The sequence below is a fragment of the Colwellia sp. MB3u-8 genome, from assembly GCF_014076985.1.
Taxonomy (GTDB): Bacteria; Pseudomonadota; Gammaproteobacteria; order Enterobacterales; family Alteromonadaceae; genus Cognaticolwellia.
Window position 1 is genome coordinate 62,888 of the sequence record NZ_JACGVA010000061.1, and the last position, 13,707, is coordinate 76,594.

12 protein-coding genes are annotated in these 13,707 nt (G+C 38.7%); 9 read left to right on the forward strand and 3 right to left on the reverse strand.

Annotated elements, in window-relative coordinates:
* Positions 1-353: 353 nt before the first annotated feature.
* Positions 354-1,427 carry an AI-2E family transporter gene (locus H4J54_RS08965; RefSeq protein ID WP_182190542.1) on the reverse strand — a complete coding sequence of 358 codons (1,074 nt, stop codon included), beginning with the start codon at positions 1,425-1,427 and terminating at the stop codon, positions 354-356.
* Between the two features lie 5 nt (positions 1,428-1,432).
* Positions 1,433-1,657, reverse strand: coding sequence for a sulfurtransferase TusA family protein (locus H4J54_RS08970; RefSeq protein WP_182190543.1), 225 nt, complete (start codon positions 1,655-1,657; stop codon positions 1,433-1,435).
* 108 nt (positions 1,658-1,765) lie between these two features.
* Here H4J54_RS08970 and H4J54_RS08975 point away from each other — a divergent pair, with 108 nt between their 5' ends.
* The 5 genes from H4J54_RS08975 to H4J54_RS08995 all read left to right on the forward strand — a co-directional run bounded on the left by H4J54_RS08975 (position 1,766) and on the right by H4J54_RS08995 (position 7,003).
* On the forward strand, positions 1,766-2,368 hold the full coding sequence (locus H4J54_RS08975; RefSeq protein WP_182190544.1) for a hypothetical protein: 603 nt from the start codon (positions 1,766-1,768) through the stop codon (positions 2,366-2,368).
* A gap of 39 nt (positions 2,369-2,407) precedes the next feature.
* Positions 2,408-3,865: a M48 family metalloprotease gene (locus tag H4J54_RS08980; protein ID WP_182190545.1), complete on the forward strand. Its 1,458-nt coding sequence runs from the start codon at positions 2,408-2,410 to the stop codon at positions 3,863-3,865.
* Positions 3,866-3,922: 57 nt separating this feature from the next.
* A complete protein-coding gene (gene arsC / locus H4J54_RS08985; RefSeq protein ID WP_182190546.1) occupies positions 3,923-4,273 on the forward strand; it encodes an arsenate reductase (glutaredoxin) in 351 nt (116 codons plus the stop codon).
* 2 nt (positions 4,274-4,275) lie between these two features.
* Positions 4,276-4,668: a DUF2069 domain-containing protein gene (locus tag H4J54_RS08990; RefSeq protein WP_182190547.1), complete on the forward strand. Its 393-nt coding sequence runs from the start codon at positions 4,276-4,278 to the stop codon at positions 4,666-4,668.
* Positions 4,669-5,038: 370 nt separating this feature from the next.
* Positions 5,039-7,003: a hypothetical protein gene (locus tag H4J54_RS08995; protein ID WP_182190548.1), complete on the forward strand. Its 1,965-nt coding sequence runs from the start codon at positions 5,039-5,041 to the stop codon at positions 7,001-7,003.
* Between the two features lie 410 nt (positions 7,004-7,413).
* On the opposite strand, the gene H4J54_RS09000 is transcribed toward H4J54_RS08995, so the two are convergent.
* Positions 7,414-7,764: an RNA-binding S4 domain-containing protein gene (locus H4J54_RS09000; RefSeq protein ID WP_182190549.1), complete on the reverse strand. Its 351-nt coding sequence runs from the start codon at positions 7,762-7,764 to the stop codon at positions 7,414-7,416.
* A 546-nt stretch (positions 7,765-8,310) separates the two neighbouring features.
* Here H4J54_RS09000 and H4J54_RS09005 point away from each other — a divergent pair.
* The 4 genes from H4J54_RS09005 (at position 8,311) to H4J54_RS09020 (ending at position 13,291) form a co-directional block, all read left to right on the forward strand.
* Positions 8,311-9,783 carry an NAD(P)/FAD-dependent oxidoreductase gene (locus tag H4J54_RS09005; RefSeq protein WP_182190550.1) on the forward strand — a complete coding sequence of 491 codons (1,473 nt, stop codon included), beginning with the start codon at positions 8,311-8,313 and terminating at the stop codon, positions 9,781-9,783.
* A 796-nt stretch (positions 9,784-10,579) separates the two neighbouring features.
* Positions 10,580-11,011 (forward strand): universal stress protein, encoded by a 432-nt coding sequence (locus H4J54_RS09010; RefSeq protein WP_182190551.1) that lies wholly within the window; start codon positions 10,580-10,582, stop codon positions 11,009-11,011.
* Positions 11,012-11,613: 602 nt separating this feature from the next.
* A complete protein-coding gene (locus tag H4J54_RS09015; protein WP_182190552.1) occupies positions 11,614-12,570 on the forward strand; it encodes a calcium/sodium antiporter in 957 nt (318 codons plus the stop codon).
* 199 nt (positions 12,571-12,769) lie between these two features.
* Positions 12,770-13,291, forward strand: coding sequence for a YqhA family protein (locus H4J54_RS09020; RefSeq protein ID WP_182135846.1), 522 nt, complete (start codon positions 12,770-12,772; stop codon positions 13,289-13,291).
* Positions 13,292-13,707: the final 416 nt, after the last annotated feature.

A 13,707-nucleotide genomic window follows, 5' to 3' on the forward strand; every position in this document is an offset into this window, starting at 1 on the left:
TAAGTTATTTTATTTACAATAAGAAAAAATCACACTGCACCATCTTACAACCAAGGTAAAATAAGCATTTATACTTAAATTAATCAACGTATTACAACTACAATGAGTTAAAGAACTAAACAAAAGTGCTCTCAATTAATCACCCACTTTAAAGCGCTCTAACGAGTAAAAAGTAAAGGGTTGGCATTCATATTCAAAGGTGAGGAGAAAAATAAATATACAATTGATGGAGTAGTTCAACACGCATCATTAAATGTTGAACCACTCCATTAAGCTAAAAAGCTAAGTCAAAGTCAAAGTCAAAGTCAAAAACTAAAGCCTAGACGACTAGGCTTTAATAAATTAATAACGAGCTAACTGGCTTTTATCACCTCATGCTGAGTCGTTGTTGACCAAGCATTCAGCACGGCTTTAACAAGCGTTGCTAATGGAATAGCGAAAAATACACCCCAGAAACCCCATAAGCCACCAAATAATATCACGGCAATAATAATCGTTACTGGGTGCAGGTTTACCGCTTCAGAAAAAAGCAAAGGCACAAGTAAGTTACCATCAAGCGCTTGGATAATGCCGTACGCTATCATCACATAACCAAATTCAGCACTGGTGCCAAATTGGAACAAAGCAACCAGCAAAACAGGTAAGGTGACAATCGTCGCGCCAACATAAGGCACAAGTACCGATAACCCCACTAATACCCCAAGTAATACCGGATAATTAAGTCCTAAAGCAATAAAAGCTATGGTTGATGCTGTGCCAATAATAATAATTTCAATCAATTTACCACGAATATAATTCATGATTTGCTGATTCATTTCTATACCTACTTGTTTTGCCATACGACGATCTTTTGGCAGAAATTGGCGTAAGCTAGCAAAGAGCACGTTTTTATCTTTAAGAAAGAAAAACACCATTAATGGCACTAAAATAAGATAAATCAACAAGGCGACAACATTAGAAATTGAATTAAGCGATGCTTTGAGCGCCATTTGTCCCCATTCAATTAGCTTATCATTAACTAAGGTTATTACATGGGCAATTTGTTCATTACTGACCAAATCTGGGTATTGTGCTGGTAATGCGAGTAAATAAGTTTGTCCTTGCCCGAGCATTTGCGGCACTTCTTGCAGTAAATTGCTACTTTGCTGCCAAATAACCGGCATTAGTCCCAATATGCCGATTAAGGTTAAACCAACAAAAACAGAAACAACAATAATCACGGCGAGCACCCGAGATAATCCCAGCTGCGAGAGCTTATTCACTGGTAAGTCTAATAAAAACGCAATGGCAACGGCAACAAATACCGGCATTAATAAACTACTGAAAAAATAAACAAACAAAAAAGTACAAATCAAAATAACCATTAAGGTTACCGCACTCGGGTCCGAGAAATTTCGTTTGTACCAATCGCTAAACAGAGAAACCATAATATTTACTTTTCCATTCTTATTATTAATTCAACAATATATTTATCAACATTACGCTGTTCGAAATAAAACCCTTGTTTCGTTAACAATTTAGGAATATCTTTTTTAGAACCATTATCGCAAATGCGTATCAAACAACTATCAATAGGGGTTAACTTTCTAAGTAACAAGCGTAAATTTACCAATGGTACTGGGCATTTATCTTGTGTAGCATCGTATTCGTAAGTCATAAATAAAAATATGCCTAGTGCTTTAGTTTGATTATCTAATTTGCGACAATTGATTACAATGACATTTGTAAATTCTTTTAGTGTATTCTAATAATATAAAGAGGTTAAATGAGCGAGCTTTCAAATAATTCTAGTCTTAAAGAAATCAACACCTACAAAAAAAAGATAAACTGGGGTGACATACCGACTATTTATCAGTTAGCGACGAATTCAATTAGTGATATTGATGGCATGTTAACGCATGGTTTTGATAATGCATTTAAACAGTTACTAGACAAAAGTAACTGGAATATCAATATGGTAGATCAGCAAAACGATATTATGGGTAAAGTAACAACAGCTAAGCCAAAAATATCGCTTTATCATCATATGAATGAACAACATTATGAATTACATTGTTACCCCATAATCAATAATGAACGTGTGCTGCAAGCGCAATTTAACCATCCACTTTGCCCATTTGTAACCTGGAGGCCTGAAACGATGCAAATGTTGTTTAGATTGAACTCATTGATTCCTTTTATTGTCTACACCTTTCAAAAGGGCGATGTCGCAGATTATGCCCTTATTCGTTATGCCAACAAACGTGTTAAAGAGTTGATATTATTACTACAGCAATCGTTTGATATTACTGATATTGATGGCTATACAATCGCTGAGTTTTGTCAAGAAATCTACCGTAAGCATTCACAATCTCAGCATAATGCATAAAGATAGTGTTGATCAACCTGACAATATGGAAAATTAAATTTGTTTAAATTAAAGCCACTCATTATTTCACTTGCCTTAGTCTCATCAATTACTAGCAGTGCATTTGCCGCAAAGAGTGAGACTAATAAAAATAAACTGCCCGAAATTGGCTCAGCGGGTGTCAGTGTATTATCTATCGAAAAAGAACGTCAAATTGGCGGCGAAATGATGCGTCAAATCCGGGCGTCTCAACCGATATTAAACGACCCCGTATTAACAGAATATATTAATGACTTAGGCAACCGCATGGTGCGAAACGCCAAAGACGTAAACTATAGTTTTGAATTTTTTGTCATACGTAATCAAGAGTTAAATGCCTTTGCTTTTTTTGGTGGCCATATTGCCATTCATAGTGGCCTGATCACCACAGCTAGCACCGAAAGTGAGCTCGCCTCTGTGGTTGCTCACGAAATATCACATGTAACCCAACGACACTTGGCAAGACGATTAGAAGCACAAAATAAATCACAACCTTTAACCATGGCCGGTATGATTTCAGGCGTGTTACTCACCTTGATAAATCCTACCGTTGGTATGGCGGCACTGAGTACGACAATGGCAGCGTCGCAGCAAGCGGGGATAAATTATACCCGCGGCAACGAGCAAGAAGCCGATAGAGTGGGCATTATGTTGCTCGCTAATAGTGGTTTTAATCCCCAAGGTGCCCCTGATTTTTTTGCCACTATGGCAGAGAAATACCGTTACACCTCGAAGCCACCAGCCATGTTGTTAACTCATCCTTTGCCTGAGTCTAGAATTTCAGACGCCAGAATAAGGGCGCAAAATTACTCACCACGGCCCTTAGCTCCCAGTTTAGAATTTGAGTTAGCTAAAGCTCGAATTATGGCAAGATATGAAGGAAACGCGAAAGATAATGTCATTAACTTTCAGTACAGTTTAGATAAAAAACGCTATGCTATAGAGGCTGCAGCACAATACGGTCTTGCACTTTCTCAATATGAAAATAAAAATTATCAAAGCGCTATTAGCCAACTTGAAACATTGTTGCGTAACGACAAAAAAAACCTATTTTATGTTGATGCCCTAGCCGATGCTTATATTGCCGTAAAAGCTTTTGACAAAGCTATTACCATGCTTAGCGAGTTAAATCTTTTAATGCCGAACAACCAAGTAGTGACATTGAACTACGCGAACGTTTTAAATGAGGCTGAGCAATACAGTAAGGCAGAAACGCTGTTACAAGATTTCTTAGTACTGAGCCCAAAAAACTTTATTGCCAATGATTTATTATCAGAAGTGTATAGAAAACAAGATAAAAAAGCGCTTATGCACGCTACTAAAGCCGAAGTTTATGCCCTATTAGGTGCTTATCCAAAGGCGGTTGATGAATTACAAACCGCTTACAACTTTGTTGAAGAGAACCCGTTACTACAAAAACGTATGAAGGGCCGCATATTACAATTGCAAGCACAACAAGAAAAGCTTAAGCGCTTATAAAAATCAGTTAAAATACCACTAAATTTAATTTATCTAACGACAATCTAAGAGAAAAACATGTTAACGATTTATCACAACCCTCGTTGCTCAAAAAGCCGACAAACATTAGCACTTATTGAAGAACAAAAACATGATGTCACTATTGTTGAATATTTAAAAGCACCGCTTAGTATTTCAAAGATTGAACAGCTATTATTATTACTTAAGCTATCACCACGGGAAATGATGCGAACAAAAGAAGCTGAATTTAAAGAGCAAAATTTGGCCAATGCTGATGATGCCACATTAATCGCGGCTATGGCTAACACACCTAAACTCATTGAGCGACCTATTGTTACTGATAACACCCGTGCTATTATTGGTCGTCCACCAGAAAATGTACTTTCGCTAATGCAGGCTACTGATTAAAAATGACCAATAAAAAACGTTTATCTACGACTACTCTCAAGCAGATCACTCTGTTTGGCTACTTTTCATTGCTTTTTTACATGCCATTTTGGCTAATTCTTATGAGTGATGACACCGCGCTATCAGTACCTTTAACGTTAGTCATGTTTGTCCTACCTTTATTGTTTCCATTAAAAGGGCTAGTACAGGGCAACCCCTATACATACGCATGGTCAAACTTTATCGTCATGATTTATTTTCTGCATAGTTTAACCACATTATGGGTTTCAGCTGATGAAAAATTATGGGCCTTGGGCGAATTCTTCTTTGCCACCGTTATGTTTATTGGTGGTAGTTATTATGCAAAATACCGTGGCCAAGAACTGGGTTTAAGCATTCGTAAAAAGAAAGAATAGTGTCGCTGCCTCTCATGTTCAGTAAGTCATAACTACGAACTTAATAGTGAGAAAACTAATACCGATAAAACTAATACCTGAGAATAAATGCCTAGACAGTTAAGCGCTAGGCATTTTTCATCAACACACCATCACTCATGAGTACTAAACAAGGCATATCTACACGGGTGCTATTTTTTCCGCCTGGTAAATTAGTACCCCGGATTTAAAACCTGCAAAGCGATAAACACATTCCTTTCTTTACTCTAGGACTAAAATTGTTTAAAAATAGGTCTGCAGATTAGCATTGCAACCCATTAGCATTTTTTATGAAGTTAATTCACCCTGAACAGGTCTTTTAATTTAACTCCGCATTTAAACAGAGGCACGAATGAATAATATTGGCATTAATCAAAGAGGCTTTTCAAACACAGTAACGACACTTGCGTTGACTTTAGTTGTGTTGATGGTACAAGGATGTGGTGGTAGTGGCTCTAACCCTAAAGATAATACACCTAGTGATGATTTCATTCCTGTTGTTACTCAAACCGGCATAGTCGCATTTGATGACGCCAGTAAAACCGCACAACCGATTGAGTTGTTTCTTTACTATCCTGACGATACGCTGAGCAATATTAGTTGGCAACAAACCACAGGCAGTGAGCTTGTTTTTCATGCCGAACATTCCAAAGGCATTGCCTTTACACCATCTGCGGCAGGCGAATATAGTTTTCAAGTCGGCTTTACCCGCAATGGCGTAAGTGAAACCTTATCGCATACCGTTATTACTTCAGATGAACGCAGCCAAATATCAGCAAGACTAGGTCATGCAGCATTGGAGGGTAGTGATGTTTCTTTAAGAGCTAGCATAGAAAATACCGCGTTAACAAACAACAGCATTGTATGGCAACAAATCTCTGGCCCAACGGTGACTTTTAGTGAAGTAACTGAGGGACAGAGTGCCGTTTTTTTCAAGGCGCCTGCGGTTAGCGCTGACAGCTTGCTAACCTTTACGGTTAGCGCTTCAGATGGCGCAACAGAGCAACAAGATACGATTGCCATATTAGTCGAAAATGCAGCAACTATTATCAGCGATGATAACACGGCTTACGATTCACGATTAGCCACCGTATTTCCTTTTAATGCAAACTCGCCTTATGCTGATGTTTTAGTTAACTGTGTTTATAGTAACCGCATTGATTTTCGCACTAGCTGCCGCTTTAATGAATTACCGCTAATAGCACAAGACACCACCACACCGACTATTGACGACATTATGGACCGCGTTGTGGTTTCTCATCAATGGATGGGGCAAAGGTTTAAAGAGTTTTTACAAAACTCAGATCAGCAAGACGATTTTAAAAATTTGCTACGTGCCACCACAGCCATTGTTATTTCATATGACATACGCCCTTCATATTATTGGGTCGTGACCGGTGCTATTCATCTTGACCCTGAGAACCTTTGGTTAACACCCGATGAAAGAGATACCATTAATCAAGCCCCCGACTTTCGAGCCTCATTCGGCAATGAGCTAAATTTTGTTATGCCATGGCGCTATGTTAGAAATAATAACTACGCAAGCTTTTACTATCCTGAAAATTTGCGAATCACTCGTGACGCGAGCGAGGGTGTTTTTGATTTAGCGTCATTGATGTATCACGAACTCGCACACGCCAATGACTTTTTTGCACAAAGCACTTGGGCAGACTTAGACCGAAATGATCGCATACTAGACGCCGCCGATAAAATTTTAAAATCAACCGGCATACAATCTGATATGTTAAGCACTTCACTGCCGCTCAATGGCACACAAATGTATCGTTTAGCACAGGTACGTTATCATGGTGAAACGGCGACAAGCAGCGAGAAAGATTACAATCCAAGTGACGTTACTGGCTTTTTTAGTCCTGAACATGCCCCGCAATTTTACAATTACACCAGTAAACGCGAAGACTACGCCATGTTGTTCGATGGTTTTATGATGAAAGCACGTTACGATATTGACAGAGATGTTGCAGTAACTAGCCAGCCTCAAAATGCAGGAGAGCAACACATAGTGACTTGGGGCCAGCGCGGGCGTATCGGAGACGTTAATATTAAACCCAGAGTTGACTATGTTACTCGCCGTATATTGCCTGAGTTTACTTCAGCCTCCAGTATTATTAACAATTTAGCCGCACCAATAGCGATGGAATCAGGAAGAACATGGGCAGAAAATTTAGCGATTAGTCCTGAGGTAAATCAAGCGAATAAAATAGTGTTTGATAGTTTCCAGTTAACTAATTCAAAAGCTAACAAATTCAATGCTAACGGCCCAATGTTTTATGAAAAGCCAATACCTAAACGTCACTAAGCTTAAATGTAGCTGAGCCTAAGCAAAAGCCGGTTCAGCACAATGTAAACTTAGCTAGGTTCGAGCATAACTAATTGTAAAAATTAACCAATAATGAGAGGACTTTAAAACTATCAGTGAATTTAGCAAATAATTCACAATGACTATATAAAATGTTTTAGCTTTTCAATCAACAAATAAAGTGACTTTTAATAGTCACTTTAACCATTTCCAAGACCTAATTTAGATCTGTATACATCACAAAAAACAGTCCGCTTTCCACCAAACCAACGTTCACATAATCGCATAAGCATGATTTTTTGCTGCGCAGAGCTAAAGGTAGTTAGTACCATATTTCACCTTTGGCGTGTGACAAGTCTAACTCTTTGTAGAACTCTCTAGAGGGTAATAGGCTTTACAAGTTTGGCCTTTTAGCTTTCAATTGATGGTTCAGTAACAGTTTTTGATGCAATAATCCGTGCTTTATTTTTAGCTCTTTTTTTCTTTTTTGAATTTTTATTCGCTAAAACTACTGTACTAATAAACTCTGCTGATTTTTTGCTGGGATTAAAAGCAATTTCAATAATTTTACCGTTACATTTGATAATATCTCCGCGGCGAATTTTTTTACGTTTTTGAACTACAACTTCATTATTTACTAAAACATTACCTTCACTGATCATGGTTTTAGCTTCGCCACCGTCAACCATATTGGCAATTTTGAGTAAGTTACAAAGTTCTATAGGTTCAACACAAATGTCGATAATTGAGTGTTTTGACATGAAATACGCCTAATGATTTAAAATAATAATATTGTTAATATTCTAACATATATTTGGATAAAATTTATATTAAGGATACTTTATAATGCTGAGCTAGCATGGACGGTAAATACTTGATGCATTTAGCCTTTTATAAAACGTTACGAAAATCTTTTGAAATAGCGAATTTTTAAAGCAAAACTAAAAATTAATACAACCGACTACTCTAAAGACAGTAGCGACCAAAAAATGACCTATTTCAGTCGTTCATCATAAAACTGCTAATGCGAACTTTGTTGTAAAGCATAAGCTAGAGTTGACCACATCAAGACTTCAGCTTATCGCTAAAAGATGACATAGATGAGTTAATTTGAATTACTCCTTTTTCTTGCAAGCGCTACTCTCAATCTAATATCTGCTACAGGCAGGGATAGATGACATTAGCATATATACTCTAAGGCGCTTTCGTCCACAATATTACTATTAGGCTAACATCCACTGTATCGGTTAAAATGCCCCTTATAGATGGTTACTGAGTCATCTATGGCGAAAAAAAGGTAAACAGAATTGGAAAACACACAGCATAATTGGACTACTTGTCAGGAATGTCAGGGACGTAGCAAAAAAAGGAGAAAACTGCGCAAAAAAGTGAAACTCAGCTTTCAAAGAGCGTTAGCGCACTTTGAAGAAATGAATGGCCAAGGCACGCCCCCCGTTCGACCGAAAGGTCACCTCTATGATTGTTTGAACTGTAGCGGCTCTGGCTTAGTTCAATCAGCTAGTCATCCTACAGTCGACACAGAAAACTACCCACACGTTGCTATTATTGGTGGTGGCATAGGTGGAGTAGCTTTGGCTGTAGCATGTAAACACCGCGGTATTCCTTTTACACTTTATGAACGTGATAGCGGTTTTGGTGCTCGCTCTCAAGGTTATGGCCTCACCTTGCAACAGGCAAGTAAAGCAATCGAAGCATTAGGCATTGTCTCACTAAAGCATGGCGTAATTTCTACAAGACATGTGGTACACACCACTGATGGCAAAGAGATTGGAGAATGGGGCATAAGAAAGTGGTTGCCGTCTGAGATAAAAACCTCTGTGAAACGCAGAAATATACATATCGCCCGCCAATCTTTACGCTTTGCTTTGCTTGAGCAACTGGGTGGTCATGATGCTGTTAAGTGGGATCACCAGTTAGTTGATTTTAAAGAAACTGAAGGTGCGGCCGTTAATCTGAGCTTTAAAGTCAACACTAAAGGAAAGACCAAGAGCAGCGCAGAAATAAAGCATGTTAAGGCAGATCTTCTTGTGGGTGCCGATGGTATCCGCAGTTCGGTACGAAAATTATTGATTGGAGATGATATAAGACCGCTACAATACCTAGGGTGTATTGTGATTTTAGGTATCTGTCCTTTGGCTGATCTCAACGGGCTTGAAAGCCCTTTGCTCGACTCGGCTACGGTATTTCAAACCGCCAATGGCCATGAACGAATCTACATCATGCCTTATGACTCAGAGTCGGTAATGTGGCAACTTAGCTTCCCTATACCAGAGGAGAACGCTAAAGCGTTGAGCGCTAAAGGTCCTCAAGCACTTAAAGAAGAAGCCTCTAAAAGATGTCAGTGGCATGCTCCCATTCCTCAAATTTTATCGGCTACTAAGTCAGCGCTAGTTTCTGGTTACCCTGCTTATGACCGTGAATTACTCAATGCAGAATTGTTGGAAAAAGCAGATAAAGTCACCTTGATCGGCGATGCAGCCCACCCAATGAGTCCATTTAAAGGGCAAGGGGCGAATCAAGCGCTGTTAGACGCGCTATCATTGGCTCGGGGCATATCCATAGGATGTAGACCTATGTCTAAATGGCGAGAAGCGGGTGTAAGAGCAAGTGTATTAACTGAGTTTGAAGCAGAAATGTTGGCCCGCAGTGCTTCTAAAGTGAAAGGCTCAGCAGAGGCGGCACAGTTCCTACATTCCGACGTTGTACTTCATGAAGGTGATGAACCAAGAGGACGATGTTTACTCAGAGAAGAGGCATAATATCAAACAAGATAGGTAAATATGACTTGTTTGGCCATAACTTGACAGATTGGCTATCTCGCTAAGTGCCCCGCAGCGTGAGAGAACAAAACGCTGCTTTAATGACTACTTAGGCTAGCTGTAAATAGTTCATTTATCGAATTTGAACGGCAGCTTTGAGCTTGCAAGAGACACTGATTTCATTTCTTAACCAGTGCCCTATCGACTGGCAATAAAGCCACCAATATAGTCATACCCTTTTGAATTATTAACGATCACTTTGTGCGCAGAGCAGAAGTGATATTTTGAAAATGTAGGTATTTATCGAGGTCAACCGAACACCAGTTAGTTGACTTAAGCAGGTTGACAGCCAACTTAATAATCATTGGCATAGCGGACGTTCTCAAAATCGGTTGTGAGATTAATTTCATTATCAAGAAACAAGAAACAAAATACAGTAATAGAACGAGAATAATATCTTTGACTGCTTCAACCTCATTGCTGCCTGTGGCGACTCGTATCTGAATATTCATTTTTGCCACATAGCCGACCTAATTTAGACACGTATTTATCACAATAAATAGTCCACTTCGCCGTCAGTCACGAAGTTATTATGATGACTTAAAAAGTGCGCGAAGGGGGAATGAAAGTTTCAAATTTTGAGTGTTTATATATGCAAACTGTACGTCTTTTGTATACTATTGATCAGTCATAAATACTGGCTATACTTAAATTGTTTAAATGATACCGAGTGTATTTTGAGCACGGTATTCAATGTATTTGCAAATACACAAGTTGTTTTTAGCAGGAGGAAAAAATGCGCACACTTAATATTTTATGGCCTACAGACTTTTCTGATACGGCGTCACATGCTTTAAGATATGCCGTTGAAATGGCAAACTTATATCAAGTTGGAATCCGTATTTTACACGTTGTAGAACAACCTTTAGGTGATGAAAATTACATGGTTCTTGCGATTACACCGGAAGAGTTAGCAAAAAGCATGGAAGAGGTGGCAGCGAGCAAAATGCATGAGTTATTGGGGCAGCTAAATACAAAATTAAAAATTGAAACCGTTATTCGACGTGGCGATGTTATTACTGAAATTTTGGCTGAGGCAAATAGCGGCGACATTGGTATGGTGGTAATTGCCAGTCATGGTAGGACCGGAATATCTCATTTTTTGAATGATAATGTTGCTGAATCGATTACCAATAAAGCTGAATGTCCTGTGCTAGTGGTTAAATAGCATTGGCTTTTGAACGTATTTATATCGTAAGTATTTGTTTTATTGGCTTATAAGTTGATATTCGTAGCGTTAAAAGTGTAAGCTGTTAACGCAATGTGGTTGTTCAGCCATTCTTAGCTCTAGTTCAAAACATACAAATCTTTCAGTATAAATTTCCAAATGCTAACTTTTACAATGTGACAAAAGTTAGCATGCTGAGATGGACACCCACAGGCGGCAATGAGCTTTGCAGAATACACTGATCTAACCTCTAATGCTCGTACACCTATCGACTGGCAACAAGGCCACCAATATAGTCATACACTTTTGAATTATTAACGATCACTTTGTGCGCATTGTTGAGGTAACGACCTGAAAAGATTAATGTCTTCTTAGAGCGATCGCCCGCCAGTCAGGAGCAAGTTTACTGCAAAAGGAGTCATTCGCTTTTTAAAAATGCATGGGAAGTTTATGTCATTTCTGACCGCTAGTAGATATCTGAGTGAGCGATATTGTGGTAGAAGTGGATAAGCGTTATACAAAATAGTGTTATTTTAGGCACTGCGTGTAGAGTGTATTTTCTCGGTAGGCTTATTCAAATTTAAACTAGGTAACGACGAATCATGATTAATTTTTTGTTTTTATTACTTGGAGTGGGTTTACTTACCATTGGTGGTGAAGCGCTGATTCGTGGCTCATTAGCAGCCTCGCGGCGTCTTGGTATATCGCCATTACTAAGTGGTCTAGTTATCGTAGGTTTCGGCACTTCAGCACCGGAATTGGTGGTTTCTATAAATGCAGCCTTAAATCAACAGCCTGATATCGCCATTGGTAACGTCGTAGGTAGCAATATCGGTAATGTTTTACTGATCCTAGGGATATGTGCTCTCATCGCGCCGATGACAATCAGGCCGCTGGCATTACGCAGAGATGCTGTTACTGTAGTTGCTGCTAGTGTATTTTTTGTGGTTTTAGTTGGCGGAAGCTCACTGGGTCGCGCAGATGGTCTGTTCTTGCTAATTGCCTTACTAGTATATTTAATATGGGCTTATCGGAGTGAACGCATCCATGCACCCTCTGCGGAACTAAACATAGCCGAAGCTGAAGAAGTTCACGAGTTACCAAAATCAATAGGTTGGACTGTAACTGCTGTGATAATTGGGCTGCTGCTGTTAATTTCAGGATCACAGGTACTGCTTATTGGAGCTGTTGGTATTGCTGAAAGTTTAGGGGTTTCTGAGGCGGTCATCGGCTTGACATTGGTCGCTGTTGGTACATCTCTTCCAGAGCTTTCAATTTCTGTGATTGCTGCTCTGCGTCGGCACGCTGATGTGGCTATTGGAAACATACTTGGTAGCAATATATTTAATTTGTTTGGAATTTTAGGAGTATCTGCTTTACTTCAACCGCTTCCAGTACATGTGAGAATTCTGCAATTTGACCAATGGGTTATGCTTGCATCGTCGGTATTACTATTTCTGTTTTTGTATACAGGGCGTTGTTTAAGCCGATTGGAGGGTGGAGTACTCTTGACCGCCTACGGAGTTTATTTAGGCCTAAGTTTTATTGCATTCGGTTGACTATAGATAACTATGCTTACACTACTAAGTTAGCATAACAAATGTCTGCTGCGGAGGTTGCGCAGAACCAAAGGTATAAGAACTTAGGTTAGCAAACATATGATTGTGAATTGAGTTTTAAATGAGTTAGCATAAAGTTATTTTTAATGCAGTTAAGAGCTGCAATTTAGAGGTTTTTTTTCAATTGGAGCGTGACTTAATGAAAAAAATAGAATCAGTTTTCGAACACTTTTTATGGAACTCTCGATTGTTGGTTCTTATCCCTGTGATTTCAAGTTTACTTGGTTCTTTAATACTATTTATAGTTGGTACCATAGATATTATAAAGGTAACTTTGACAAGCATTAATTACTACCTTGGCCGCGAAACTCTAGATATTCATGATTTTATTGTTACCGACATTATATTAGCAATAGATATTTATCTAATTGCCATTGTCTTGCTTATCTTTGGTGCAGGTATATACAGACTATTTATCTCTCCGATTGATGAATCTGAAGCCAGTGATATTAAACATCCATTTAACATCCAGTCTTTTGATGAGCTGAAAGATAAAATTGTCCGAGTAGTAATTCTTGCGGTAATTATTGAGTTTTTTAGAGCTGTGGTGGACATTAAATTTTCAACCGCTCTAGATGCAATTTACTTGGCAGTATCTGTTTTTGCGCTTGCAGCATCTCTGTATCTTATGAATAAGAGTCATAAAAGTCATCCAGAGTAAATAGTCTATATACGCACTAAAGCAAACTAGTCACATTCCAGTTACTTAAGACCATTGCAAAGAGCATGACTGGGACAAATACTCACAAGGCTTTACCTAGCAACGTTCACATTTGCCCTTTGGAAAAGCGTTAATGTCCGTACTTTAGCTCAATCAAAAACTAACATCCCCAATGTTTGTTGAACGTCAAAACGTGACGAAACGAGTAAAGACCTCAACGGCAGCTATGAGCTTGCAAGAGATACTGATTTCATTTCTTAACCAGTGCCCTATCGACTGGCAATAAAGCCTCCAGACTGTGTGAAAACTATTGATCACCTTTTGGTCTAACCCTCAGTTTTTTATGATCAATCAATCTTAATTTTCAGCTCTCGAAGATAGCGTATTAGCTATAATTAATAGTAGGAAAACAAGAA